General features: G+C 60.6%; 22 protein-coding genes and 1 pseudogene. 13 read left to right on the top strand and 10 right to left on the bottom strand.

The window, feature by feature from the left end:
* A pseudogene (locus GBM95_RS12615) lies at positions 1-360 on the top strand (hypothetical protein); the annotation flags it as partial.
* Positions 361-443: 83 nt separating this feature from the next.
* Positions 444-776, top strand: a complete 333-nt coding sequence (locus GBM95_RS06015) for a transporter permease (RefSeq protein WP_226963182.1) — start codon at positions 444-446, stop codon at positions 774-776.
* Between the two features lie 116 nt (positions 777-892).
* Here the strand turns inward: GBM95_RS06015 and GBM95_RS06010 are convergent, their stop codons facing one another.
* Complete coding sequence (locus GBM95_RS06010; RefSeq protein WP_152158264.1) at positions 893-1,906, bottom strand: ABC transporter substrate-binding protein; 1,014 nt, start codon at positions 1,904-1,906, stop codon at positions 893-895.
* Between the two features lie 404 nt (positions 1,907-2,310).
* Between GBM95_RS06010 and dinB the strand changes: the two genes are divergently transcribed.
* A complete protein-coding gene (dinB, locus tag GBM95_RS06005; RefSeq protein WP_152158263.1) occupies positions 2,311-3,399 on the top strand; it encodes a DNA polymerase IV in 1,089 nt (362 codons plus the stop codon).
* A 13-nt stretch (positions 3,400-3,412) separates the two neighbouring features.
* Here dinB and GBM95_RS06000 read toward each other — a convergent pair whose 3' ends face one another.
* Positions 3,413-4,237: a BPSS1780 family membrane protein gene (locus tag GBM95_RS06000; protein WP_152158262.1), complete on the bottom strand. Its 825-nt coding sequence runs from the start codon at positions 4,235-4,237 to the stop codon at positions 3,413-3,415.
* Positions 4,238-4,387: 150 nt separating this feature from the next.
* Positions 4,388-4,822, bottom strand: a complete 435-nt coding sequence (locus GBM95_RS05995; protein ID WP_152158261.1) for a hypothetical protein — start codon at positions 4,820-4,822, stop codon at positions 4,388-4,390.
* A gap of 297 nt (positions 4,823-5,119) precedes the next feature.
* On the opposite strand from GBM95_RS05995, the gene GBM95_RS12610 reads away from it, so the two are divergent.
* Together GBM95_RS12610 and polA are read left to right on the top strand one after the other, a co-directional pair.
* Positions 5,120-6,286, top strand: coding sequence for a 5'-3' exonuclease (locus GBM95_RS12610; protein ID WP_226963180.1), 1,167 nt, complete (start codon positions 5,120-5,122; stop codon positions 6,284-6,286).
* Between the two features lie 17 nt (positions 6,287-6,303).
* Positions 6,304-7,917 carry a DNA polymerase I gene (gene polA, locus GBM95_RS12605; protein WP_264298078.1) on the top strand — a complete coding sequence of 538 codons (1,614 nt, stop codon included), beginning with the start codon at positions 6,304-6,306 and terminating at the stop codon, positions 7,915-7,917.
* A 92-nt stretch (positions 7,918-8,009) separates the two neighbouring features.
* On the opposite strand, the gene GBM95_RS05985 is transcribed toward polA, so the two are convergent.
* Together GBM95_RS05985 and GBM95_RS05980 are read right to left on the bottom strand one after the other, a co-directional pair.
* A complete protein-coding gene (locus GBM95_RS05985; RefSeq protein WP_152158260.1) occupies positions 8,010-8,450 on the bottom strand; it encodes an META domain-containing protein in 441 nt (146 codons plus the stop codon).
* 211 nt (positions 8,451-8,661) lie between these two features.
* On the bottom strand, positions 8,662-9,894 hold the full coding sequence (locus GBM95_RS05980) for a dicarboxylate/amino acid:cation symporter (protein WP_152158259.1): 1,233 nt from the start codon (positions 9,892-9,894) through the stop codon (positions 8,662-8,664).
* A 515-nt stretch (positions 9,895-10,409) separates the two neighbouring features.
* On the opposite strand from GBM95_RS05980, the gene GBM95_RS05975 reads away from it, so the two are divergent.
* The 6 genes from GBM95_RS05975 (at position 10,410) to trhA (ending at position 16,615) form a co-directional block, all read left to right on the top strand.
* Complete coding sequence (locus GBM95_RS05975; protein ID WP_152158258.1) at positions 10,410-11,225, top strand: ZIP family metal transporter; 816 nt, start codon at positions 10,410-10,412, stop codon at positions 11,223-11,225.
* A 136-nt stretch (positions 11,226-11,361) separates the two neighbouring features.
* A complete protein-coding gene (gene xseB / locus GBM95_RS05970) occupies positions 11,362-11,613 on the top strand; it encodes an exodeoxyribonuclease VII small subunit (RefSeq protein ID WP_152158257.1) in 252 nt (83 codons plus the stop codon).
* Between the two features lie 32 nt (positions 11,614-11,645).
* Positions 11,646-12,584 (top strand): polyprenyl synthetase family protein, encoded by a 939-nt coding sequence (locus GBM95_RS05965; RefSeq protein ID WP_152158256.1) that lies wholly within the window; start codon positions 11,646-11,648, stop codon positions 12,582-12,584.
* 109 nt (positions 12,585-12,693) lie between these two features.
* Positions 12,694-14,580 (top strand): 1-deoxy-D-xylulose-5-phosphate synthase, encoded by a 1,887-nt coding sequence (gene dxs, locus GBM95_RS05960; RefSeq protein WP_193222600.1) that lies wholly within the window; start codon positions 12,694-12,696, stop codon positions 14,578-14,580.
* Positions 14,581-14,726: 146 nt separating this feature from the next.
* A complete protein-coding gene (murB, locus tag GBM95_RS05955) occupies positions 14,727-15,761 on the top strand; it encodes a UDP-N-acetylmuramate dehydrogenase (RefSeq protein ID WP_152158254.1) in 1,035 nt (344 codons plus the stop codon).
* Between the two features lie 164 nt (positions 15,762-15,925).
* The gene (gene trhA / locus GBM95_RS05950) at positions 15,926-16,615 is read left to right on the top strand and encodes a PAQR family membrane homeostasis protein TrhA (RefSeq protein WP_152158253.1); all 690 of its coding nucleotides are present in this window, start codon (positions 15,926-15,928) and stop codon (positions 16,613-16,615) included.
* Positions 16,616-16,756: 141 nt separating this feature from the next.
* Here the strand turns inward: trhA and rpsT are convergent, their stop codons facing one another.
* Positions 16,757-17,029 (bottom strand): 30S ribosomal protein S20, encoded by a 273-nt coding sequence (rpsT, locus tag GBM95_RS05945; RefSeq protein WP_139687683.1) that lies wholly within the window; start codon positions 17,027-17,029, stop codon positions 16,757-16,759.
* A 263-nt stretch (positions 17,030-17,292) separates the two neighbouring features.
* Between rpsT and murJ the strand changes: the two genes are divergently transcribed.
* Positions 17,293-18,828: a murein biosynthesis integral membrane protein MurJ gene (murJ, locus tag GBM95_RS05940; protein ID WP_152158252.1), complete on the top strand. Its 1,536-nt coding sequence runs from the start codon at positions 17,293-17,295 to the stop codon at positions 18,826-18,828.
* A gap of 151 nt (positions 18,829-18,979) precedes the next feature.
* On the opposite strand, the gene GBM95_RS05935 is transcribed toward murJ, so the two are convergent.
* Positions 18,980-19,273 carry a hypothetical protein gene (locus GBM95_RS05935; RefSeq protein WP_139687681.1) on the bottom strand — a complete coding sequence of 98 codons (294 nt, stop codon included), beginning with the start codon at positions 19,271-19,273 and terminating at the stop codon, positions 18,980-18,982.
* A gap of 231 nt (positions 19,274-19,504) precedes the next feature.
* Between GBM95_RS05935 and GBM95_RS05930 the strand changes: the two genes are divergently transcribed.
* Positions 19,505-20,722, top strand: coding sequence for a hypothetical protein (locus tag GBM95_RS05930; protein ID WP_152158251.1), 1,218 nt, complete (start codon positions 19,505-19,507; stop codon positions 20,720-20,722).
* Positions 20,723-20,807: 85 nt separating this feature from the next.
* Here the strand turns inward: GBM95_RS05930 and GBM95_RS05925 are convergent, their stop codons facing one another.
* From GBM95_RS05925 to GBM95_RS05915, 3 genes are all read right to left on the bottom strand, one after another.
* Positions 20,808-22,751, bottom strand: coding sequence for an ABC-F family ATP-binding cassette domain-containing protein (locus tag GBM95_RS05925; protein WP_152158250.1), 1,944 nt, complete (start codon positions 22,749-22,751; stop codon positions 20,808-20,810).
* 66 nt (positions 22,752-22,817) lie between these two features.
* Entirely contained in the window at positions 22,818-23,744 is a 927-nt protein-coding gene (gene prmB, locus GBM95_RS05920; RefSeq protein ID WP_152158249.1) for a 50S ribosomal protein L3 N(5)-glutamine methyltransferase, read from the bottom strand.
* Positions 23,745-24,251: 507 nt separating this feature from the next.
* Positions 24,252-24,560, bottom strand: coding sequence for an addiction module antidote protein (locus GBM95_RS05915; protein WP_152158248.1), 309 nt, complete (start codon positions 24,558-24,560; stop codon positions 24,252-24,254).
* Between the last annotated feature and the right edge of the window lie 110 nt (positions 24,561-24,670).

Here is a 24,670-nt window from a genome sequence, read left to right as displayed (position 1 = left end):
AATCCGCCGAAGGCGGAGAGGGCAAAGCCCTCACTGAGCTCAGACTACAACCTACTTTTTAAGAACAAAATCGGCGAAAGCTCACTTGACATTCACCGGGAGATCGACCAATGGATCCGGAGAAGGATCCGGATGATCTACTGGAAGCGATGGAAGAAGATCCGTACGAAGTACGAGACTCTCAAGAAACGAGGTATCGACAAGCAGAAAGCATGGGAATGGGCAAACACCAGTAAGAAATACTGGCGAGTCGCTTGCAGTCCCATACTACACCTAGCCCTTGGCGACGCCTTCCTTGAGAAGCAGGGATGGACTTGGATTGGACTAGCAGGGGCCCCAGTGGAATGGAGTGCATGTTAGGCCGTTAAGCCTTGATACTAGGAACCGCCGTATACGGAACCGTACGTACGGTGGTGTGGGAGGACGGCATGGGAACTAATCCCATGCCTCCTACCCGATTCGGTTCGATGGTTTTCTTCGCCGGCCTTCTGATGATCGTCATGGCTTTCATCATGGGCTCGGGGAACGCCGCCTTCTTCAGTTTCGCGCCGCTGACGCCTGATATCGCGGCGGCCCTCGGCGTGCCGGTGATCAGCCTTATTTTCCCAATGCAGATTTTTGTTTCCTACGGCCGCGCGGCTTCGCCCATTACGGGCGCCATCATTGCTGTGGCGGGGATGGCGGGATATTCACCCTTCCAGGTTGCAAAGCGTACCTGCATTCCGATGGGCATTGCGGTGGTACTCACGTACATCTACTACTACATCGTTTTCTGATCCGCGGCCCTGAAGCTGATAAACGCTTCTTAAATTGAACTCCTTCCGGGATCCGCCAATCATCCATAACCGGCGGATCCCTTTCGGAGCTTTGGTAGCTGCTTCTTCGGGCGGCGTTATTCGAGCTTCTCGCTCCCTTCAAGAACCTTCGACGGGATCTCAAGTCCGATCGCTGCGGCGGTCTTCATGTTGATGAGGGGCTTCTGAGCAGTCTGGAAGGCTACCGGCGTATCGGCGGGCTTCTTCTTCCCCTCAAGAATGTCCGCGCCGATCGCGCCCGTCATGCGGCCGAGCTCGTAGTAGTTGACGGAAATCGAGGCGAGGGAGCCCGCGCGCACGAGCGCCGAGTCGCTTGCAACCACGGGGAGCTTTGCGTCAATGGCGAGCTTCGCGACGTTGGCGGCAGCGGAAGCGAGCACATTGTCGGTCGGAAGCCAGAGCGCGCAGACCTTGCCTCTCATCGAGGCGATCGCCTGAGGCACATCGTTGACGCTTCCGGCCGCGGCTTCAATCACCGTGATGCCGCGGGCCTTCGCTTCCGCGCGGAACTTCTCAACCTGGTATTCGGCATTGACTTCGCTCGGGTTGAAGATGACGCCGACAGGCTGGGTGCGGGTCTTTTCGCCCGTCAATTCAACAAGAAGCGCGAGCTGGTCGGCAATGGGGCCGAGGTTCGAAACGCCCGTGACGTTGCCGCCGGGCGCCTTGTCCGATTTGACGACGCGCGCGGCCTCAAAGCTCGTCACTGCGGTTGCAACAATGGGAATCGACTTCGTCGCCCGGGCCATTGCCTGCAGCGCGGGCGTGGAGGAGGCAAAGATGAGTTCGGACTTGGCCGATACGAAGCGGCTTCCGATGTTGGCGAGCGTCGTCTGATCGCCCTGAGCGTTCTGGCGGTCGATGCGGATCTTTTCACCGTCCTTGAAGCCGCGGGCGGCGAGCTCGTCGATGAAGCCCTTTACGGTGGCGTCAAGCGCCTCATGTTCCACAAGCTGAACGACGCCCACGGGAATGAGGGCGGTTTTTTCCGGGGAGGCGGCGGTTTTCTCCTCGCCGCAGCCGGTGAGTGCAAGTGCTGCAATGATGGCGGCAGCGGAAGCGCGAAGCGTTTGGGAAGAAAGGCGAATCATTTGAGAGGGCTCCGTAGGGGTATTAGCGAAAAAGTTCCGGGAATTGCTGCCCGATGCCTCTGCGAGCCTTCTTTTCTTTCCCCGGGGTTGGAGCGCTGCTCTAACTCCCAAAAAAACAAAAGCCCGCATCAGCTGCGGGCTTGGTTTGGAAGGTATTCTGTGACTGTTTTTCAGAGTCAGGCCTTCGATCGCACCCGCAGCAACGCGTACGGATACGAGTAGTAATAAGCCTGGGCGAACATGGCGCCTGAAGAAATCGTAGTCATGCGCTTCACTTTACCGGAGGGTGCGTGATGAGTGAGAGAGGAGAGTTACCCCTAAGGTGATTCCTCTAGCCGTGCCGCGGGCATAATGGACTTTTCATTCAGGGCCTTTTTCCTTCCCGGCGGTTTTTCGCCTTCGTCATGTCTCTCGCTGATCCGGTATTTCAGAACGATCTCACGCGGCGCATCGTCCATGTGGACATGGATGCGTTCTTTGCTTCGGTCGAGCAGCGCGATCACCCGGAGCTGCGCGGCCTTCCCATTGCCGTGGGGCATGCGGATCGAAGGGGCGTCGTCGCGACGGCAAGCTACGAGGCGAGAAAGTTCGGCGTGAGGAGCGCCATGCCCTCGAGCCGGGCGAAGATGCTTTGTCCGCAGCTCATTTTCGTTGAAAGCCGCATTGCGCGCTACCGCGAGGTCTCGGAAGAAGTCCGAGAAATCTTCCGGCGCTATACCGATCTCGTGGAGCCGCTTTCGATTGACGAAGCGTTTCTCGACGTCACCGAAAACAAGCTCGGCATTGAGTACGGCACCGAAGTGGCGCGCCGCATCAAGGCGGACATCCGGCGCGAACTCAATCTCACGGCGAGCGCAGGCGTCTCCTACAACAAGTTCCTCGCCAAAATTGCGTCCGACTGGCGCAAGCCCGACGGGCTCTTCACGATTCATCCGGATCGGGCGCAGGACTTCATCGACAGGCTTCCCATTGAATCCTTCTGGGGCGTGGGCCCGGCCACCGCGAAGCGCCTTCATGAGATCGGGATCACGACCGGGCTCGAGATGAGGCTCGCGAGCTTCAGGTTTCTGACGGACCGCTTCGGTGCGGCGGGCGCGCTTTTCTACAAATGCGCCCGGGGGATTGATCTGAGGCCCGTGAGGCCGACGCGGGAGCGTAAGAGCGTCGGCTGCGAGGAAACCTTTTCTGAGGATATTCCGGCGGGAGACGCGCTCAATGCGCGCCTCTCCGAGATCGCCTCTCACCTCGTGAGGCGCCTCGCCCGGCACGAATTCAGAGGGCGGACCCTCACCCTCAAGGTGCGCTTTGCGGACTTCACGACAAAAACCCGGAGCGTTACGGCGCTCCGGGCTTTCGAAGATGAGGCTTTTGTGAGGCAGAGGGCTGTGGAGCTTCTTGCCGGAATCGAGATTCCTCCTGCCGGCGTGAGGCTCCTCGGCCTCGCGGTAAGTCAGCCCGAAAATTCAGGGCCCATGGAGGAAACGCTCTTTTAAGAGCGGCCTCGCGTTAGGGGAGACGCGTCATTGAGCCGTCGTCCTTCGATTCCAGGTCTTCGGGCATCGAGCCGTCAGGGAGCGAGCCCGCAAAGATGTCGCGGAACATGACCCAGATCCCCGCCTGGCCGATGGAGGTAAAGAGCGCGGCGACGAGGGGCGCGAGGAAGGCAAAAAGCTGCGGGACGCCGAGAAGGCCGAAGACGACCTCAAGCCCCATGAAGAGCGCGAAGGCTGCGGCACCGGCGATAAGCACCCAGACGAGCACGGGACCGATCGCGCGCAGGACGCCGAAGAAGGAATAAAAGAGGCTCTTTCCCACCTTCTGGCGGTTCTGCACGATGAGAAGCGGCGAAAAGAGCGTCATCATGAGAAGCGGCAGATAGAGGATGAACATCACGGCAAAGGCCGTGTAGGGAAAGTTCGACGTAATCGAGGCGAGGTCGATCCCTTCGGCGGTGATCTTCCATTTGTCGAGCGCGTCGGCGCCGAGCGTGCTGAAGATCAGCATGTCGACTTCCATCCAGACGCTCGAAATGAGGCCGAGGATGAGGAGCGGATAGCGCGAGGTCTTGTCGCGGAAGATCGCAATGAGCGTGGTGTAGACCGGAACGCGGCCGGCGAGCGTATCTCTTGCGGCAAAGCCCGTGAGGACCGACGCGTAGGGCATCCAGAGGCTTGCGAGGAGGGTCCCGATGAAGGGAATCCCCGTGAGCATTCCGCTCACGAGGAGCGAAAAGATGACGATCGCCGGATAGGAGAGCGGCTGCATTCTGACGGCGCGGCAGGATTCCCTGAACCAGGAGAGGCCGAGCGAGAGCGGAAGGGCTTGAGACATGGGAGGATGCGTTGGTGTCGAAAGAGATGCGGGAAGTTTTGCGGCGGATTGAAAAGTAGCCCGGAAGCTCTCCTATAGAAGAGGGCGCCCGCCCCGCAAGGGAGCTGGCGCCCGTCTTCCCTCAAAGAAGCCTCTTCGGAGGCTTTATCGTTACCAGCCGAACTCAATGAGCTTCGGCGTTCCGAGCGTGCCGCTCGGGTTCTTGCCGGGCGTCGTATCGATCGGCCGGTCGGCGCGGTTTTCGATCCGGTAGGGGATCTTGGTGCTGCCCGGCGTGACGACGTACTCGGTCACGTGGTTGTTCGGATCGCGCACTGCTTCAATCTTGGTGCGCTTGTCGTTGTTGCGCGGCGCTCTGTCGCCGCGCTCGCGCGCTTCGCGCGCACGCTCCATGTCCTCTTCCGTGGGCGCAATCGACATGTCGGCGTCGGGCGCCTTGGGTTCAAGACGACGGGTAGGCTGAGGAGCCGCGGCGCCCTGAGCGGCAACGTCGCCCGCATAGGGCGGAGGCGCATCAAGGGGGGCAGCCTGAGTGCTCATCGCGAAGACGAGACCGAGAGCGGCGGAAAGAAGAATCTTCTGCATAAATACTTGAAAACCAATGCCGGCCGCGAGGCAATGCTTCATTGCTCCGGAGACCGCATAAGAAGCACTTTGAGGCGGAAAACTGCCTTCGGGCTTCCATAATCAAATTGTGCCACGGGGAGCCGGCGGATGGCGTCATTCAACGAGAAGCATTTCGTGTGCGGATATTGCCTGGAGGATGCCGGTCCGCTTCGGGAAACGAGGCGATGGGTTGACGGGAAAGCGGGCGCCGCGCCGCTTCCTCGCGTATGCTTCTTCCTCAACAAAGGATCCGCGAGATATTTCCCGGAGAATGTGATGCCAAAGCTTCTTCTTATTGACGGTTCAAACTATCTTTTCCGCGCCTACCATGCGCTTCCGCCTCTCACGACGTCGACGGGCGAGCCCACCGGCGCGATCAAGGGCTTCCTCGGAATGCTCTCCCGCGTTCATACGCTCGCGAAGCCCGATATGGCCGCAGTCATCTTCGACGCGCCGGGAAAGACCTTCCGTCACGAGATGTATCCCGAGTACAAGGCAAACCGCCCGCCCATGCCCGACGACCTGCGCGTGCAGATCGATCCTCTCGAAAAGGTTGTGGCCGCGCTCGGCTGGAAGGTGCTCATCGTCCCCGGGATTGAAGCCGACGACGTCATCGGGTCGCTTTCGGCAATGGCCAAGCGCGAGGGCGTGAAGTCTGTTGTCGCCACCGGCGACAAGGACCTTTCGCAGCTCGTCGACGACGACGTCGTGATCCTCAATACGATGAACACGAAGTTCTACGACCGTGCGGGCGTCATTGAAAAGTACGGCGTGCCGCCCGAGCGCATGATCGACTACCTCGCGCTCATGGGCGACAAGGTCGACAACGTCCCCGGCATCAAGGGGTGCGGACCGAAGACGGCGGCCAAGTGGGTGGCCGAATTCGGCGGCATCGACGCTATTCGCGCGGCGGCTCCTGCCATGAAGGGAAAGATCGGCGAAAACCTGCGCGCAGGGCTCCCGTTCCTCGATGAGGCCGTGGCGCTCGTCACCGTGAAGTGCGATGCGGAAATTCCGGGCGTGAAGTCGCTTGCCGACCTCTCCTTCGCCCCGGGCGATGCCGAGGCGCTCAACGCCTTTTCCGAACGCTGGGAAATTTCGCGAACGACGCTTGCCCGCGCCGAAGCTCTGCGGGGAGATGCCGCCGGCGCGCAGGCGGGAGGAGCATCCGCCCCATCTTCAGGAGCGGCTCCGAAGGCCGTTCCTGCGGCAAAGCCCCGCGTCCTCGCCGAAAACCGTCCGGAACTGCCGACCGAGGGCGAACCCTTCCCCGAGGATTATCGGAACCCGGATGCGATTCCCTTCACGGAAGTGACGGATCCCGACGGGCTTGAAGCCCTCGTGAGGGTTCTCAAAACGCCCCGAACCGAACCCGTTGCGGTTTCGCTCCTTTACGACGGGCGCCCCGCCACGCGGACCTCGGGGGCTTCGGCATTGCCTTGAGCCCCAAGGAAGTCTATGTGGCTCAATCCTCGGTCGGGCTCTCGATCGACAAAATCGCCGCTGCCCTCAAGCCCTGGTTCGAGCGGAATACGCCCAAAATCTTTCATGACGGAAAGTCCGCCATGCATGCGCTCGAGGCACAGGAAATTTTCGTTGAGGGCCTGATCGACGACGTGCGTCTGATGGACTACACGCTTGAAGCCCATCTCTCCCATGATCTCGACAAAATCGCGCGGCGCGTGCTGAGAAGGAAGCTCCCGACGCGCGACGAGGTTTTAGGCAAAGGCGCGAAGCGCCGTCACTGGCGCGAGGTCGAGCCCGATGCTTCGGCGCTTCTCCTCTCGGAAGAGGCGGCCGCCATCCGCGCCGCGGGTTCGGTACTGCGCGCGCGTCTCGATGCCGATCCGAAGCTAGCGAACGTCTACGATACGATTGAGCGCCCGCTCCTCCCGGTTCTTTACCGCATGGAAGCCGTCGGCATCACGCTCGACGCGAAGCTGCTGAGGAACGAATCCGCGGAGCTTGGCGTGGAAATCGAGAAGCTTGCTCAGGCCGCTGAAAATGCGGCGGGCCGCCCCTTCAATCTCGCGAGTCCGAAGCAGCTTGCTGAAATTCTCTTCGTCGAGCAGAAGATCCCCGTCATCAAGAAGACGGCCTCCGGGTCGCCTTCGACCGACGAAGAGGTGCTCACCGAACTCGCGCTCGACTATCCGCTCCCCAAAATAATTCTCGAGCACAGAAGGCTCACGAAGCTCAAAAGCACGTATCTCGACAAGCTTCCCCTCATGATCGATCGCGACGGGCGCGTGCACACGACCTTCGGCCAGACGGTCGCCGTTACCGGGCGTCTTGCGAGCTCGGACCCGAATCTGCAGAACATTCCGGCGAGAACCCCGGAGGGAAGGCGAATCCGCGACGCCTTTGTCGCCCAGGACGGGTGGACGATCGTCGACGCCGACTATTCGCAGGTGGAGCTTCGCATCATGGCGCATCTCTCGCAGGACGAGGGGCTGCTCTCGGCTTTTGCGCGCGGAGAGGACGTGCACCGCTCAACCGCTTCGGAAGTTTTCGGCGTGCCTCTTGACCGGGTGACGCCTGACGAACGCCGCATGGCGAAGGTGATCAATTTCGGCCTCATCTACGGCATGAGCGCCTTCGGACTTGCGCAGCAGCTCGGGCTCGACCGCAAGGTGGCGGCCGCTTACGTCGAGCGCTACTTCCAGCGCTTCCCCGGCGTGCGCCGCTACATGGACGAAACGCGCGCGCGGGCTGCCGAGGACGGATACGTCGAAACCGTATTCGGCCGCAGACTCTGGATTCCCGACATTCGTTCGAGCCGCCCGATGGTCCGCGCGGGCGCCGAGCGCGCCGCCATCAATGCGCCGATGCAGGGGACGGCCGCCGACATCATCAAGCGCGCCATGATCTCGGTGGAAAACTGGATCCGCGACGAGAAGCTGAAGGCCCTGCTGCTTCTTCAGGTGCACGACGAACTTGTTCTGGAAGTGCCCGAAAACGAGGTGGAGCTCGTCAAAAAGAAGCTCCCCGAGCTCATGGCGGGCGCGGCCTCGCTTTCGGTGCCGCTCATTGCCGAGGTCGGCACCGGCCGGACCTGGGGCGAATCTCACTGATTCGCGAACAAAAAACGCAGATAAGGAAAAGCCCGGCGTTCGAGAGGAACTTCCGGGCTTTTTGCTGCATTCAGAAAGAATCTGAGACGGGATCAGTCGCACTTGCCGGCGCGTTCGGGCACGAGCGTGACGATCTTCTTGCCGTCGGCATCCCAGAGATCAATGCCGTCGCCCGCCTGAGTGGCGTAGCGGACCTGGCGCAGGAACCCGAGGAACTCGTCCTCAACCTTCATGAAGGAAGGGGCGCAGAGCTTCATCGTGGTCGCAACCTCGCCGAGGTCGAGGCTCGTTCCGTCCTGCTTATATTGACCGAGGAGCCGGTTGCAGCCGGCGAGACCCGAAATGCGGCCCTCAGCGCTGAAGGCAATCGCGGGCGGGAGTTCGCAGTCCTCGCTCACGCCGCCCGTCCACATGAAGGATTTGCCGGCAAGTTCGGGGGCCTCCCCCTGAGGACCGGCATTTCCGCCGGTGGCGGCGCAGCCGGCGGCAAGGGCTGCGCAAAGAAGAGCGGGAAGAAGAGGCTTGAAGCTCATTGGTCATCTCCTGATTTAATTTTCGGGCGGCTGCCGGCAGGGATGAGTGCGCCGGGCAGTCCGTTCATTTTGAGGGTGATGATACATGAGACGGCGGGCGACGGCCGGGGCCCGTAAAGAACTGAAATGATTTTCTTCTGCCGGAGCACCCAAAAAGAAAGGCTCCGTTTCCGGAGCCTTTCGGGATTGAATCCTTTAGAGAGAAGCGAAATTAAGCTTCGCCTTCCTGATAGGGTTCGCTGTTGAGGTCGCCTTCGAGGTTCGTGACGACGAGAGCGGAGGCCACGTCGCCCACCACGTTGATCGACGTACGGATCATGTCGAGGATACGGTCGATGCCGGCGATGAGGGCCACAGCTTCAAGGGGAATGCCCACCTGCGTGAAGACGACGGTCGTCATGATGAGGCCGGCGCCCGGGACGCCCGCAGTGCCGATGGCGGCGAGAACGCCCATCAGAACAACGGTGACCTGGTCGGAGAGGGTGAGGTGAATGCCGAAGACTTCAGCCGCAAAGATCGCGCAGACGCCCATGTAGACGGCCGTGCCGTTCATGTTGACGGTGTTGCCGAGCGGGATCGAGAAGGAAGCGATCGACTTCGTGGCGCCGAGCTTGCGGGCAGCCTTGAGGTTGGCAGGAAGCGCAGCCGCGGAGGAGCAGGTCGTGAAGGCGACGAGCCAGGGCTCGAAGATGCCCTTCAGGAACTTCGCGGGGCCGGTCTTGCCGAGGAACATCACCATCGGGATGAGAATCGCGAAGACGAGGACGACCGTTGCAATGAAGGACGTGAGGATGAGGGAGAAGAGCGGGAGGAGCACCGCGAGGCCGTGCTTCGCAACCGTGAAGGCGATGAGGCCGAAGACGCCGATCGGAGCGTACATCATGACGTAGCCCGTGACGCGGATCATCACGTCGCCCACGACTTCAAAGAAGTGGAGCACGGGCTTGCCGCGTTCGCCGAGCGCCGCGAGACCGAAGCCGAAGATCACCGCAAAGAAGATGATCTGGAGCATCGAGCCCTTGGCCATGGCTTCCATCGGGTTGATCGGCACGATGTTGAGGAGCGTGTCGGAGAGGCTCGGGGCCTTCACGGCCTTGGCGACCAAGCCGTCGGTCGAGAGGTCGAGGCCGAGGCCCGGCTGGATGAGGTTTGCGAAGAGGAGGCCGAGCGCCACGGCGATGGCGGTCGTGATCGCGTAGACGACAAGGACCTTGCCGGCAACGCGGCCGAGCTTGGAGGTGTCGGAAATGCCGGCGGCGCCCGCAATGATCGTTGCGACAACGAGGGGAACCACCACCATGCGGATCAGGCGGATGAAGAGCGTGCCTAAGGGCTGCAGATAGGTCTGAGCAAACTGAGAGTCAACGATTGCGCCGACTATGACGCCGAGCGCGAGGCCGATCATCATCTGCCAGGCTAGTGAAATCCTGCATTTGGATGCCATGATTAATGTCTCCTGCGCCGGAATACGGCGCATTTTCTTTTTGAGTCAGAGAACCGAGAGCCGGACGGGACGCTTCTGTATGGATTTGATTGAGATCAGAAGCCGACCGGCCCTGAACACTCCGGCTTGAATTGATTATAGGAATGTGTTTTCGCGAAAAATCACCGACTTGTCTTAAGTATTTCTGCGTATTAAATCTTTTGCAGAATGTATTTCCAAATCAATTCCATGAATTTCAAAGGTGCTTTTTTGAAAGGCCTTCGAACTTAAAAATGATTTTTTTTGTTCAAAAGCAAATTGCCCATAACTAAATCGGAAATCTGATCGGCGGAATCTGAGTCATATGCTTCAGCGAGTAGGTAAAGGGACGAAAAGGCGGGGAATAAATCAGCTCTTTTCAAGAGGAGCCCCTTAAAGAATTGCCGGCTTGAGATAAATAGGGATTCACCCTTACGTTTTTTCCACAGGGCGTAGAATGCCTCCATTGTTATTTTTCGATTTTTTTGTCGGACACCATGAGCTTTCTTCTTTGCCTTGAAGTGTTCCTTGCCAACTTTCTCACCCGCGGAGCCGCCATTCTGTGTGCCTTCTGGCTGGTGACGCGCCCCTTCGCGCGCTTCGGAGACGTGATGCTCGCCGCTGCGAGCGGCTTTCTCCTCGCCATGTCCTTCACGCACCTGCTCCCGGAAGCCTTTGAGGCCGACGGCGCCGACCCGCATGCGCTCGGAATTGCAATGCTCGGGGTGGTGCTCCTCTTCATCATTGCGGGCTGCCTCCTGGGGGGCGGTCATGCGCACGAGGGGGCCCGGGGAGAAGAGCGGAGCCTCCCCGCGCTTTTTGCCGCGGCGTCGCTCCACGGCTTCGTCGACGGCATTCTGATTGCGACCACATTTCTCGTGAGCGAATCGGCCGGGTGGCTTGCGGCCCTCGCCGTCCTCATGCATGAACTGCCCCAGCAGGCGGGCTTCATGGTGATCCTCAGGAATGCCGGCAAGTCCTCCCGCGCGGCGCTCCTTTTCTGTTCCGGCATTGCGCTCTCGGCCGTGCTCGGCGGCTTTGCCGGGCTTGCCGCGATCGGAAGCTTCGAGGGGCTTCTTCCCTATGCGCTCGCGATGTCCTCGGCCTCATTCGTCTACATCACGCTCTTTGCGCTTCTCCCGGAGGTCTTTGAAGGCTCTGACGGAAAGGGCGCCCGCGTGAAGAGGCTCCTTGCCGTGCTCGCCGGATGCGCGTTGTCGCTTCTTCTTTTAGGCGCCGCGCACGAGCATGAGCACGACCACGCGCCGATTGAGGGCTTTCATGCGCCGCATGAGGATGTCCGGCACGGATGAAGCGTCTTGTCGTCCGGTGCTTCCATAAAGGAAGATTTCAGACGCCGCCCGCTACAATCACGGGCAGGCCGCAGGAAAGAGGTGAGAGTCTTCCCTCACTGCGGAACCCATCTTTCTTCAATCAGCTGAGGGATACATGACCGAAGCAGTCCAAAAGCCGGCAAGGCCGCCGGAAGAGCTTTCCTTTGAGGAGGCGCTCGCCGAGCTCGAGGCACTGACCTCGCAGATGGCATCAGGCACCGTGACGCTCGAAGAGAGCGTGAAGGGTTATGAAAGGGGCGCGAAGCTTCTTCTTCGCTGCCGCTCGGAACTCGCGCGCGCAAGAGAGGCGATTGAGCGCATCCGCGCCGAAAATCCCGGTGCGGCCGAGGGCGATTCGCCCTTCTGACCCGAAAGACCTCTAGTGAATGGAGACGAGACATGACGGATCAAGCGGAAGCGGAACGGACGACCGGCTTTGAGGCCTGGTCGCACGAGCGCGCAAGACATTTCGAATGGGCGGCGGAATCGATGATGCCGCGTCCCGGCGCAGGTCCGAAGCGCCTCATCGGCGCCATGCGCTATGCCGTCCTCGGAGGCGGAAAGCGCATCCGGCCGCTTCTCTGCTACGCGGCGGGCGAAATCACCGGCGCGGATGAAGCCGTGCTCGATCGTGCGGCGCTTGCGCTTGAAATGATCCACAGCTACAGCCTCGTGCACGACGACATGCCATCGATGGACAACGATACGCTGCGCCGCGGGCGCCCGACCTGCCACGTGCAGTACGGCGAGGCGCTCGCGATGCTTGCGGGCGATGCGCTTCAGGCGGAGGCATTCACCGTCATTTCCGTCCCTCAGGTTCACGCGGAAATTGCCGCGCGCCTCACGCAGACGCTCTCGCGCGCCGCGGGCGTCTGGGGCATGTGCGGCGGACAGGCGCTCGACCTTGCCATGGTGGGCGAACACCCGGGCGAAGCCGAACTTCTGCGCATGCAGGCGATGAAGACGGGCGCGATGATTCTCGCCTCCGTGCTGATGGGCGCTCAGTCGGGGGGCTGGGAGAAGCTCGGCGACGGCGCCAAGGCAGGGCTCGTTCAGTACGCGCAGTCGCTCGGCGTTGCCTTCCAGGTGGTCGACGACATTCTCGACTGCACGCAGGATACGAAAACGCTCGGGAAAACAGCCGGCAAGGATGAAAAGGACGACAAGCCCACCTGGGTGTCGCTGCTTGGTCTTGAGGGCGCCCGGGAGCGCGCGGCGGAGCTCGAAAATGAGGCGCTTCAGGCGCTGAGGCTCGTCGAGGCCGACCCGGAGGTGCCTGAATCGGCTGCCGACCGCCTCAGGGAAATCGCGCTCTACGTAGTAAACCGCACCCATTAAATCTCAAAAACCGCCAAAATACCTTATTTGCACCCTCAGGCCACCCAGCATGTTTTCAGGCACTTCGCATAAAGCCTCTTCGTCGGGAGAAATCGACTACAGCGCTCCCATGGACTATCCGCTTCTCGACGAAGTAACGGGCGTTGATGCGCTCAGAAAGCTTCCTGTGGAGGAACTCCCCGAGCTCGCGAGGGAGCTTCGGCACTTCATGGTGCGCTCGGTTGCGAAGACGGGCGGCCACCTCTCGAGTTCCTTGGGCGCCGTGGAGCTCGCGATTGCGCTCCATTACGTCTTCAATACCCCGTACGACCGCATCATCTGGGACGTGGGGCATCAGGCGTACGCGCACAAGATCCTGACGGGGCGCAGAGAGGGCATGGCGAAGCTGAGGATGCTGAACGGCCTCTCCGGGTTCCCGAAGCGCTCCGAGTCTCCTTTCGACGCTTTCGGCACGGCCCACAGCTCCACCTCCATTTCCGCCGCGCTCGGCATGGCGGTGGCCGCTCACCTTGAAGGCGAAAACGACCGCTGGGCGATTGCCGTGATCGGCGACGGCGCCCTCACGGGCGGCATGGCGATTGAGGCCCTCAACGACGCGGGCGTCTGGAAGAAGGGCCTGAGGCTTCTCGTCATCGTGAACGACAACGACTGCTCGATCTCGCCTCCTGCCGGGGCGCTTTCGAAGCACCTCGCGAAGATCGTTTCGACGCGCGCCTTCAACAGCGCGCGCGAAATGAGCAAGCGCATGATGAAGCCGATTCCGCGTCTCTGGGAGGTCGCGAAGCTCGCTGAACGCCAGACGATCGGGTTTCTGAGCCCCCAGTCGGCGCTCTTTTCGGCTTTCGATATCAACTACTACGGCCCCGTGGACGGGCACGATGTCGAGAGCCTCGTGAGTGTTCTGAAGAACCTCCGCGAAATGGACAGGCCGCTCGTTCTTCATGTCGCGACGATGAAGGGCAAGGGCTACGCGCCGGCGGAGGCCGACCCCACGCTCTATCACGGCGTCTCGCCCTTTGATCCTGCAAAGGGCATCGTCAAGTCGAATGCTCCTTCGAAGCCCACTTACACGCAGGTCTTCAGCCGCTGGATCTGCGACATGGCGGCGCACGACAAGCGTCTCTATGCCATTACGCCCGCGATGCGCGAGGGCTCGGGGCTCGTGGAATTCAACCGCCTTTATCCGGACCGCTACCGCGACGTAGCGATCGCCGAGCAGCATTCGGTCACCTATGCTGCAGGCCTCGCCTGCGGCGGCATGAAACCCGTGCTCGCCATCTATTCGACGTTCCTGCAGCGCGGTCTTGATCAGCTCATCCACGACGTTGCGCTCCAGAACCTTCCGGTCATGTTTGCAATCGACCGCGGCGGCATCGTGGGTGCTGACGGCGCGACCCATCAGGGCGTATTCGACATTGTTGAGCTGAGAAGCGTCCCCAATATGACCGTGATGACGCCGTCGGACGAACGCGAGACGAGGCTCATGCTCAATACCGCCTACTTCATGGAAACGCCCGCCTCGGTGCGCTATCCGCGCGGCAAGGGCCCGGGCGTTGAGGCGGGAACAGATTTCGAAACCATTCCGATCGGCGTCTCGAAGACGCTCCTCAGGGGTTCAAAGACTGCCTTCCTCGGTTTCGGCGCCATGACTGGCGTTCTGAAGCCCGTGGCGGAAGCGCTCGGCGGAACCCTGATCGACATGCGCTTTGTGAAGCCCATCGACCGCGACGCCATTCTTGAAGCCGCCCGCACGCATGAACTCATCGTGACGGCTGAGGAAGGCGCTCTGATGGGGGGCGCGGGCGACGCGGTCATGGAGGTGCTCGCCGACGCGGGCGTCGCGCTTCCGGTCATGCGCTTCGGCATCCCGGATGAATTCATCGAGCAGGGAACGCAGAAGGAAATTTACGAACTTCTGGGACTTACCCCGCAGGCAATTGAAGCGAAGGTGCGCGAACGCCTCGCGGAGATTGAAAGCAATAAAGCTCAGGCCTGATTTCTACTCTTTCCTTCAGTCTTTTCGCCCGGAAGTTCTCAATGGAGCGCTCCCGGGCGAAATGTTTTTTTGGGCGCGCGAATGCCTTCCTATAATCCTCTGAAGACTTCCCCTCAACCCGAGGGATTCATGTTGTGAGGTTTGAAATGATAAAAATCAAAGAAAATTATTCACTTGACGACCGCACAACCTTCGGGGTCCGGGCGACGGCAGAAGCCTGGGCCGAGGCCGGAACGACGGGCGAACTCATGGAAGCGGTTGAGGCCGCCAAAGAACGCGGCTGGCCGCTTCATGTCCTCGGGGGCGGCTCGAACGTCATTCTGATGAGCCGCGTTCCCGGACTCGTTCTTCATCCGGTTTTTCACGGCATCCGCAGGGAAGCTGAAAAGGACGGCACGCTGATCGTAGCGGGCGCCTCTGAAGCGCTCGACAGGCTTGTCCGCACGTCGATCGAATGGGGTCTCGGCGGCCTTGAAAATCTCGCTGCCATCCCCGGCACGGTTGCTGGCGCCGTCGTTCAGAATGCCGGTGCCTACGGGCTCGAAATCGCCGAGCGCCTTGCCTGGTGCCGGGCTCTGGACACTGAAACGGGAAAAGAGCGGGTCTTCACGACCGAAGAATGCGACTTCGGCTACCGCTCGAGCTTCTTTAAAACGGAAGCGGGAAAGCGCTTCATTATTCTCGAGGCGGCTTTCCGCCTGCCGGCTCGCTGGACGCCGGTGATCGCCTATAAGGAGCTCGCGCTTGCGTTCGGAGGAAAGGATTCAGACGCCGCAACGCCCGCAGCCGTTGAGGCAAAGGTCCGCGAAATCCGCGCGGCCAAGCTCCCGGACCCCAGGGAGACTGGGAGCGCCGGATCCTTCTTCAAGAACCCGGTTGTTGCGAAACTGAAGGCGAGGGAGCTTATTACCCTTCATCCTTCTCTCGTTACCTATCCGCTCGCGGGAGGCCGCGCGAAGCTCGCAGCCGGCTGGCTCATCGACGCTGCGGGACTTAAAGGCTATGCCGAAGAGAAGGTCGGCATCTGGCCCAAACACGCCCTCATTCTTGTCAACCGGGGCGGCGCCGCGGGCGAGGATGTGCTCCGCTTCGCGCATGAGGTGAGAGACCGCGTCGAGCGGCGCTTCGGCGTTGAGCTCGAACCCGAACCCGTCATCATGGGGGCGGGCTGGGACGATTGAGTCTCTGAAGCGTTTGTTTACGCTTTTTGCTTTTTTCTTCGGGTTTCCACTTAATCCTGATCCCGTTCAAAGGCTAATCTCTCCGGGAGAATTCCACTCGGGAGCCGCAGGAATGTTCTTCTGCGGCTCCCGACGGGTCATCCCAGAGAGAAGAGGCTAGTGAAATGGGTCATTCAGAAAAATCGGCGCTGAATTCGCTCGGCGGCTATTCCGTGAGGGAGGAAATCGCGAACGCCACGACGCACGGCATTGCAGTGCTTCTTTCCATTGCCGCGCTGGTGCTCCTCATTGTTTTTTCAGTAAGAGAAGAGGCTGGGGCGCTGACCGTCGTGAGCTCGGTGATTTTCGGCGCCTCGATGATCATTCTCTATACGGTCTCGACCCTCTACCATGCGATTCCGAATCTGAGAGCGAAGCGCGTTCTTCAGGTGCTCGACCACAGTGCGATCTACATTCTGATCGCCGGCTCCTACACGCCTTTCTGCCTCATCACGCTCGGGAACACCACGGGGATCGTGCTCTGCTCCATCGTCTGGACGATTGCGCTTCTCGGCGCCATTCTTCAGCCCATTCTTCTCAAGGCTGCCGACTGGCTCAACTGCGTTCTTTATCTCGGCTTAGGCTGGTGCATCGTCTTCGTGATGAAGCCTCTGATTGAATCGCTCCCGACGGGCGGCCTCTGGCTTCTTGCAGCCGGCGGCGTCACGTATTCGCTCGGCGTCATCTTTTATCTCTGGGAGCGGCTCCCGTACAACCATGCCATCTGGCATGTCTTCGTGCTCGCGGGCACCACGCTTCAGTTCCTCGCCGTTCTCCTCTACGTGATTCCGGAAGCGCCCGGCATTGCCGCCTGATCCAGGAATCCTGCGGAAGGTTTCCAAAAAATCCAGACAAACGAAAAGCCCGGGCATTTCTGACCGGGCTTTCGGATCGACGCCTGTGTCGCTGCCTGAGGGAACAGCGCTTTCAGGAGTGCAGTATTTGCCTGACCTAAATTAGGCGGCGGCAGCCATCGCCTTGATTTCGGCGGAGAGGCGGCTCTTATGGCGGGCAGCAGCGTTGCCGTGGAGCACGTGCTTGCGGGCCATCTTGTCGATCACGGATTCAGCAGCCTTGAAGGCTTCGAGGGCAGCAGCCTTGTCGCCGGCAGCGACGAGCTTGCGCACCTTCTTGATGGCGGTGCGGTACTGGCTGCGCTGGGCGGCGAGATGCAGATTACGCGCAACGGTCTGGCGGGCGCGCTTGCGAGCTTGCTTGGTATTGGCCATTTTTCTGTGGTTTCCTAAAAATCAGTCGACGATCTGGTGTACGTACGAGGGCCGTGTTTTCGGCCTTCAGAAAGTGCGTTTTCCCGGGGAAGAAGACGGAATTTCTGTTACGAAAAGCCATCAATCCTGTTGGGTGACCCCGAAAAGTCCTAGACTATACCACCTTTTCGGGCGGCGCACAGCGAGTTTCCGCCTGAAATCTTTTGCCTGCCCGCCGGATGATGCTCTTTCCTCCGGAAGTTTCCGCCAAAAAGACGATACGCATGTCGCTCATCAAATCCGCCGCCACCATTTCAGGACTTACGCTTCTTTCGCGCATCACGGGCGTTGTGCGCGACATGCTGATTGCGCGCTACTTCGGCGCGACGGCTGAGACCGATGCCTTCTATGTGGCCTTCAGGCTCCCCAACATGCTGAGGCGCCTCTTTGCGGAAGGGGCCTTCCAGCAGGCGTTCGTGCCGATGCTCTCCGAAGTGAGGGAAAAGGAGCCCGAGGAGGGCGAAAGGCGCTTCATCGACAACGTCTTTACGGTGCTCGCGCTCGCGGTCTTCATCGTGAGCGTTCTCGGCGTCATCGCCGCGCCGCTTCTCGTCTGGGCGATTGCAGGCGGCATGAAGGGCGACCCGGAAGCCTTCACGCTCGCCACCGGCCTCACGCGATTCATGTTCCCCTACATCGCCTTCATGAGCTTGGTCGCTCTTGCGGCGGCAGTACTCAACACCCGGAAGAAATTTGCGCTTCCCGCGGCGACGCCGATTCTCCTCAATATTTCCTTCATTCTCGCGACCGTTTTTCTGGCAGACCGCTTCGCCGAACCCGTCTGGGCGCTTGCCGTCGCTGTGATCGGGGGCGGCGCGCTGCAGCTCGGCGCTCAGGTCTGGGGACTCTCGAGAATCGGCGTCCGCGTGCGTCCGAGAAATGTGAAAAAGGCGCTCTCGGACGAAAACGTGCGGCGGGTTCTCACGCTGATGGCGCCGGCGCTCTTCGGGGTGGGGGTTGCCCAGCTTTCCATTCTCATCAACACCAACATCGCGTCGCACCTCGGGCAGGGTGCCGTGACGTGGCTCAACTACGCCGACCGCCTCATGGAATTCCCGACGGCGCTCTTAGGCGTGGCACTCGGCACCGTGCTTCTTCCGGGGCTCTCTGCCGCCCATGCGAGAGGCGATGATGCGCGCTACAACGCACTTCTCGACCACGGCCTGAGGCTCGTCGCGCTGGTCGGCATCCCGGCGAGCATCGGCCTCTGGCTCACTGCGGATGCGCTTGTGAGCTTCCTTTTCCAGGGAAAGAGCTTTACCCCTGCCGACGTGAGCCAGACCGCGCTTGCGGTTGTGGGGTATGCGGTCGGGCTGATCGGACTCATCGGCCTCAAGATCATCGCTCCTGCCTTTTATGCGCGAAAGGACATCCGCACGCCCGTGAAGGCCGCCTTCATGTCGCTCGTCGTCGTGCAGCTCATCAACTGCGTCTCCGTTCCCTTCCTTTCGCACGCAGGGCTTGCGCTCTCCGTGGGTCTCGGAAGCGTCGTCAATGCGGGAACGCTTCTCGTCATTCTGAGGCGGCGCGGAATCTATTCGCCCTGCGCGGGGTGGCTTAAGGCCATTCTGCGGATTGCGATCGCCTCGCTTCTGATGGGGGGAGCCGTCTGGTGGGTTCAGCAGGGCGTCGACTGGACGGCGCTTCGCTGGACCTATCGCGCCGCGGGCGTTCTCGGCCTTGTGGCGGGTGCGGCAGTTCTCTACTTCGGAGCGCTTTATGCGCTCGGCTGGCGGGTGCGGGACATCCGGCCCGCCTGATGGGAGCGGTCTGGAAAGCCGCTCTCCTCCGGATTCGCCTGACGAAAAAAGGCGCTGAGGCAAGTCGTCAGCGCCTTTTTTTGCAATCCCGGCATTCGAAGCGGATGTCAGAGCGCTTCGAAATGCTCTCCGGGAACGTTCCGGAGAGGATTCAATTCGATTCCTCGACCTCTTCGTCGAGTTCCGCCATGGTGGCGAAGGGCATTTCCGAAGGCCATGCGATGAGTTCGTCCTCCGTGAGCACGTTGAGGGCTTCGGGCCCGAGGTGCGCAGAGTTGACGGCATAGTTGAGCTTCGCATAGACGGAAACGAGATCGCGGCGAAGAATTTCCGAGGCGGTTTCCTCGTCCATGTTTTCATCGAGCTTCCCGAGCGCATCCTGAAGGGTATCGGCGGCATCGAGCAGCGTGGCGTGGAGCCACTCCGGGTTGAGGTCTTCGGACATGTCTGAAATCTCCTTGAGCCAGTTGGGATGACAGGTAATCACATATTCCGCAATTGTAGGAGTTCCGGCTGAGAGCGGAAATGAGAAGCATCGTCTTCCCGGGTTTTGCCGGATATCGCCCGAAATGCGCGCTTAAGAATGCGCTCCTAGACTTTCGGGACAACATAAGAAGCCCGCTCCTCGCTCATGGTGATGAGAAGCAAAGAGCGGCCACCCATGAGGAGACTTCCCATGCCCAAGAGCAAAACCGCACCCCGTCGAGCGAAGAAGCTCGAAACCCGCCGCGCCGCCAACGCGAGGAACGTTCAGCCGATGTCCTATGTCGAGATGCTTGACCGGCTGCGCGAGACGCTCAACGCCCGCTTCTATGAAGAGCAGGGCTTCCCGCACCTTGAGATTCTTGCGGCCAACTACAAGGGTCCCGTCACCACGGGCGACCTCTCCGACTACATGCAGCTGCAGCATTTCTTCATCGGCATGACCGTGGCGCTTGCCCACGCGGTGAGCTCGTCGAGCCGGATGACGATGGAGCAGCGTGAGGACAGCTGCGCGGCCGTGGCTTATGCGATTGCGGCGACGCTTCTCGATCTGCGCGAAGACTTCCGCGACACCTCGGGCTGGATGGGCCGTCAGGCGCTCGACGCCGTGCGCGCCCGCTGGGGCATGGCGAAGATGTACCAGGCAGGCATCGAAGATGCGGCGCGCCAGATGGACGACAGGAGCCTCGCTTCCTACTTCGGCATGGATTTCGTGATGACGCTCCTCGACATGACGGGCGAGCTCGCTCAGAGGGGAAGCGACACCGTCATTTCCGTGACGACCTGCAAGGATGAGGTGATTACGGCCTTCACGAGCTATGCGACCGCCAATCAGGCGCTTGCGGGCTCCCGCCTCATTGACCTCGAGAAGATCTTTGCTGAAAACGCGGTGACGGAAGAGTTCCACAAGGACTATCCCAACTGGCGTCCGGAACCCGCCGATGCGCTCAATCCCGCGCTTCTCGGCTTCAACGCCCTTTCGGACGAAGATACGGCCTACCTCGAGAAGCTCCTTAAGGACCCGCACTTCCTTCATGACATGCGCGTCCTTTACGTGCGTACGCCGGCCGAGGAAATTCCTCAGGGCAAGCGCGAAGAGGTCGTCATGGGCTATGCGCTTCGCTACGGCCCCCGTTCGACGAAGGCCTTCGAGGCCGGGCGCGACCCGACGGAAGCAGAAATGGATCAGGACGCCGAGGTGATCAACCTTCTCGTCATGACGGTCTTCCTTCAGGCCGACGCCATTACGGTGGCGGGCATCGACGATGATCCAAAGGGGGATGACGAGATCGACCGCGATTCACACACCTATCAAGTGACGATGGATTCGCAGGTTCAGAAGGTGTTTGAAACCTGGAAGAACACGAAGCTCGTCCCGGGCGCAGCGCCCGTACCTGAAGCCAAGGCCTGATGGCGGCCTGAGCGCTCCATAAGAAAATGGCGGTCTTTCCGGAAAGAAAGGCCGCCATTCTTCTCTTCAGGATGCTGAGGCCGCTTTAATGCTGAGCGGATTCAGCGGCATCCTTTCCGATCGCTTCGATTTTCTCTGAAAGCTCGAGCCAGCGCATTTCAAGCGCCTCAACCTTAGGCGCAAGCTCGCCGTGTTCGCGAAGCGTTTCAGCGACCTTGTCCTGGTCGGCGCTGTTGTAGAACTCCGTGTCGGCGAGCTGAGCGTCGAGCGCCTTGAGGCGGGCGCCGAGCTTCGTCATTTCCTTTTCCACTTTCTCGAGCTCGCGCTTCAAGGGCTTCCTCAGCTCGGCAATGCGCGCGCGCTCCTGAGCGGCAAGGCGCCTCGCCTCGCTCTTATTGATGCCGGGAGCTTCAGGACGGGCGGCGGCGCGTTCCGCCTTTGCCTCGGCCTGCGTCATGCGGCGATGTTCGAGAACGAGCTTCGCGTAGTCGTCGAGATCACCTTCGTAGGTTTCGCGCTTTCCGTCATGGATGAGCCAGAGTTCGTCCGTAACGGCGCGAAGGAGATGTCGGTCGTGGGAGACGAGAAGCACGGAACCCTCGTAGGTCGAGAGCGCAATTGTGAGCGCCTCGCGGGTTTCCATGTCGAGGTGGTTGGTCGGTTCGTCGAGGATGAGAAGATTGGGCTTCTTCCACGCGATGAGCGCGAGCGCAAGGCGCGCCTTTTCGCCGCCCGACATCGGCCCCACGGGACTCGTCGCGAAGTCGCCCGAGAAGCGGTAGGTGCCGAGGAAGTCTCTCAGTTCCTGTTCGCGCGCTTCCGGAGCAATGTGGCGGAGCTGCTCGAGGGGCGTCTCGTCCATCCTCAACTGGTCGAGCTGATGCTGGGCGAAGTAGCCGATCTCAAGGCCCTGTCCGCGGCGGATTTCGCCCGCGATCGGCGGAAGGTCTCCGACGATCGTCTTGACGAGGGTGGACTTGCCGGCGCCGTTCACGCCGAGAATGCCGATGCGTTCGCCCGAGCGCACGCTGAAGGTGACGCCCCTCAGGATCGGATTCCCGTCGTAGCCGCAGGAAAGGCCTTCGGCGTCGACGAGATGATCGGGGAGGCGTTCGGGCTTCAGGAAATTGAAGCGCCACTCGCGCTTCGAGCGCACGGGTTCGACGGACTCGAGGCGCTCGAGCATCTTGATGCGCGACTGCGCCTGACGGGCTTTGCTTGCCTTGTAGCGGAAGCGCTCAATGTAGGCGGTGAGGTGCGCTGCCGTCGTTTCGAACGCCCGGCGTGCGGCATCCTGCTGGCGGAGCTTTTCAATCCGCTCGCGCTCAAACTGACTGTAGTTCCCGGCGTAGCGGCAGATGGTGCCGTCCTCGACCGACCAGATGGTTTCAACGGAGCGGTCGAGGAATTCACGGTCGTGCGAAATGATGACGACGGTCGATTCGACGCGCCTCAGCCAATTTTCGAGCCAAATGAGGGAGTCGATGTCGAGGTGGTTGGTCGGTTCGTCAAGGAGAAGCAGATCCGCGGGCCGCATGAGGGCGCGCGCGAGCGCGATGCGGTTTCTCCAGCCGCCCGAAAAGTCCCGGACCATGCGGCCGCAGTCGGACTCATGGAACCCGAGGCCCGACAGAATGGTCTTCGCCTGGGCGACCACCGCCCCTTCGTTCACTTCCGCGAGTTCGCTGTGCGCAGCCGCAAGCGCCATTTCGTCGCCGGATTTTTCCGCGAGCGCGAGATTTTCACGAGCCTTCATGAGAGGCGCGTGTCCTGAGAGCACGTAGTCGATGCAGGAGACGTCCTCCACCTTGAAGCTCTGCGCAACGTGCGCAATGCGCTCCTTCGGCGGCGTTTCAATGTCGCCTTCCTCGGGGGAAAGCTCTCCGAGAATCGCCGCAAAGAGCGTCGACTTTCCGCAGCCGTTCGGGCCGACGAGGCCGATGCGCTCGCCCGGGCTCGCAATGAGGTTCGCTTTGGAATAAAGAACGCGCGTCCCGCGCATGAGCGCGAGATTGAGTAGTCGAAGCATCTTTGAAAGAGGACGAAAGGACAGTGAGTCAAAAAAGAAGGATGGTCAGCCTGAGGGAGCCCGTCTTTAATTGCGGAAATATTCGCGAAGGTCCTTCGCGTGCGCAAGGAAGACCTGATCGTCGCCCCCTGAAACCGAAAGCCAGGTGATCGGAAGATCAGGGAAGAGCGCTTCAACGGCTTCAAGACCGTCGCCCACTTCCACGATGAGAATGCCCTCTTCGGTGAGGTGATCGGCCGCCTCGCTCACGATGCGCTCGACGACGTCCATGCCGTCCTCGCCCGCAGCCAGCGCGAGCGACGGTTCGTGGCGGTATTCCTCGGGAAGCGCGTCCATCGAGCGGGTCGTGACGTAGGGCGGGTTCGAGATGATGACGTCGAACTTGCGTCCCTGGAGGTTTTCGTAGATGTCGCCCTGAACGAGCTCGAGCTCGTCGTCGAGGTCATAGTCGCGGCGGTTGATTTTCGCTACTTCGAGCGCATCGGCGGAAATGTCCGAGCCCGTCACGGCCGCGTGCGGGAAGCACCCCTTCGCGAGAATCGCGAGGCACCCGGACCCCGTGCAGAGGTCGAGCACGGAGCCGACGGATTCCGGATCGGCCACCCACGGAGCGAGATCTTCCTCGAGAAGCTCGGCGATGTAGGAGCGCGGAATGAGGGCGCGCTCGTCGATGTAGAAGCGGTGGCCGGTGAGCCAGGCTTCCTTCAGAAGGTAGGCGGTCGGGGTTTTGTCGTGAACGCGGCGGTCGATGAGGTGCACGAGACGAACGAGTTCGTTGTGCGTGAGCGCGGCGTCGAGGAACATGTCGAAGCGCTCGAAGGGGAGCTTGAGCGCCCGGCAGATGAGGAAGGACGCATCTTCCGTGGATGTGGGCGAGCCGTGGCCGTAGCTGAGGTTCGCATTTTCCATCTCCGTCACCGCCCAGCGGTAAAGGTCGCGGATGGTCTTGAGGTTATGAATGGGATCGTCAAGAAGCGGAGCAACTTCGTACATGTAGCGTCCTCGGGAAATCTTCTGTAAATGGCAGGAAGCCGGCCTCGAGACCAGCCCCGTCGAATGATTGCGTCGCATTATAAAAGGCTCGCCCGGAAGCTCACGGCTCCCGGTGTCCGGGAAGCGCGGAAACGCTTCATCGACCTCAGGATCGGAACGCAAAAAATCTGAGTTTCTTTGAAGAGCTATGAAAGATGCCGAGTGAGAGCGGCGTGAAATAGAGCTCCGTCCTGCGGGGAGCTTGTCGGATGGAAGGATCCCGGGACGAAAGCAGAATGATTCAACGAGACCTCGCCAGGATCCTGCGGCAGATGTGCTGCCGCAGGATTCGGGAGGAGGCAGCAAGATGGAACTTTCCGTCGGCGACCGGCGTGAAGGCGTGGTTCCCTGAGCTGAAGCTGCAGCTGAGGCCGGAGGAGAAAGGTTCGCCCGTCAGAAGACTGAGGTCGACGGCAGTGACGCGGATGCAGACATCCTTGCCGCTGAAGTTGGGTTGAACGTAAAGATTTACCTGGCTTTGTAGACGATTTGAATAACCAGATTCAATTCTTCGCAGATCCTCATGACGATGTCGATGCTGGGATTCCCACCGACCTGAAGAGCACGATACAAATGGCTTCTATTGAGCCCGGTCTTAAGGGCCATGCGCGTCATTCCTCTGCCTTTGGTAATTTCTCCCAGGAGTTCGATTGCACGGTCGAGCGCGCCTATCCTTAACGCATCATTGATATGCCTCAGAATTTCTTCTTCACTTGGCAGCAATGGCGCATTGAGGGGCAATGATTGAGCTGGTTGGGCTTGCAGGTTGCTCGGCATAAAAATACAGAGATATTAACAAAGGTATTTAATAGTTGACGGATGGTGCTGTGTGGCGCTTGGGGTCAGGCCGCCTGTGCATAGAGGGTACTCTCATTCGTAAAACAGGC

The organism is Sutterella seckii, from assembly GCF_009183815.1.
GTDB lineage: Bacteria > Pseudomonadota > Gammaproteobacteria > Burkholderiales > Burkholderiaceae_F > Sutterella > Sutterella seckii.
The sequence above is the reverse complement of the archived record's forward strand: the minus strand, read 5'-3'. Positions and strand labels throughout refer to the sequence as shown.

Excerpts from the sequence above, each read along its gene's own strand:
- GBM95_RS06015 (WP_226963182.1), top strand. The coding sequence starts at position 444 with ATGCCTCCTACCCGATTCGGTTCGATGGTTTTCTTCGCCGGCCTTCTG.
- GBM95_RS06010 (WP_152158264.1), bottom strand. The coding sequence starts at position 1,906 with ATGATTCGCCTTTCTTCCCAAACGCTTCGCGCTTCCGCTGCCGCCATC.
- dinB (WP_152158263.1), top strand. The coding sequence starts at position 2,311 with ATGTCTCTCGCTGATCCGGTATTTCAGAACGATCTCACGCGGCGCATC.
- GBM95_RS06000 (WP_152158262.1), bottom strand. The coding sequence starts at position 4,237 with ATGTCTCAAGCCCTTCCGCTCTCGCTCGGCCTCTCCTGGTTCAGGGAA.
- GBM95_RS05995 (WP_152158261.1), bottom strand. The coding sequence starts at position 4,822 with ATGCAGAAGATTCTTCTTTCCGCCGCTCTCGGTCTCGTCTTCGCGATG.
- GBM95_RS12610 (WP_226963180.1), top strand. The coding sequence starts at position 5,120 with ATGCCAAAGCTTCTTCTTATTGACGGTTCAAACTATCTTTTCCGCGCC.
- GBM95_RS05985 (WP_152158260.1), bottom strand. The coding sequence starts at position 8,450 with ATGAGCTTCAAGCCTCTTCTTCCCGCTCTTCTTTGCGCAGCCCTTGCC.
- GBM95_RS05980 (WP_152158259.1), bottom strand. The coding sequence starts at position 9,894 with ATGGCATCCAAATGCAGGATTTCACTAGCCTGGCAGATGATGATCGGC.
- GBM95_RS05975 (WP_152158258.1), top strand. The coding sequence starts at position 10,410 with ATGAGCTTTCTTCTTTGCCTTGAAGTGTTCCTTGCCAACTTTCTCACC.
- xseB (WP_152158257.1), top strand. The coding sequence starts at position 11,362 with ATGACCGAAGCAGTCCAAAAGCCGGCAAGGCCGCCGGAAGAGCTTTCC.
- GBM95_RS05965 (WP_152158256.1), top strand. The coding sequence starts at position 11,646 with ATGACGGATCAAGCGGAAGCGGAACGGACGACCGGCTTTGAGGCCTGG.
- dxs (WP_193222600.1), top strand. The coding sequence starts at position 12,694 with ATGGACTATCCGCTTCTCGACGAAGTAACGGGCGTTGATGCGCTCAGA.
- murB (WP_152158254.1), top strand. The coding sequence starts at position 14,727 with ATGATAAAAATCAAAGAAAATTATTCACTTGACGACCGCACAACCTTC.
- trhA (WP_152158253.1), top strand. The coding sequence starts at position 15,926 with ATGGGTCATTCAGAAAAATCGGCGCTGAATTCGCTCGGCGGCTATTCC.
- rpsT (WP_139687683.1), bottom strand. The coding sequence starts at position 17,029 with ATGGCCAATACCAAGCAAGCTCGCAAGCGCGCCCGCCAGACCGTTGCG.
- murJ (WP_152158252.1), top strand. The coding sequence starts at position 17,293 with ATGTCGCTCATCAAATCCGCCGCCACCATTTCAGGACTTACGCTTCTT.
- GBM95_RS05935 (WP_139687681.1), bottom strand. The coding sequence starts at position 19,273 with ATGTCCGAAGACCTCAACCCGGAGTGGCTCCACGCCACGCTGCTCGAT.
- GBM95_RS05930 (WP_152158251.1), top strand. The coding sequence starts at position 19,505 with ATGCCCAAGAGCAAAACCGCACCCCGTCGAGCGAAGAAGCTCGAAACC.
- GBM95_RS05925 (WP_152158250.1), bottom strand. The coding sequence starts at position 22,751 with ATGCTTCGACTACTCAATCTCGCGCTCATGCGCGGGACGCGCGTTCTT.
- prmB (WP_152158249.1), bottom strand. The coding sequence starts at position 23,744 with ATGTACGAAGTTGCTCCGCTTCTTGACGATCCCATTCATAACCTCAAG.
- GBM95_RS05915 (WP_152158248.1), bottom strand. The coding sequence starts at position 24,560 with ATGCCGAGCAACCTGCAAGCCCAACCAGCTCAATCATTGCCCCTCAAT.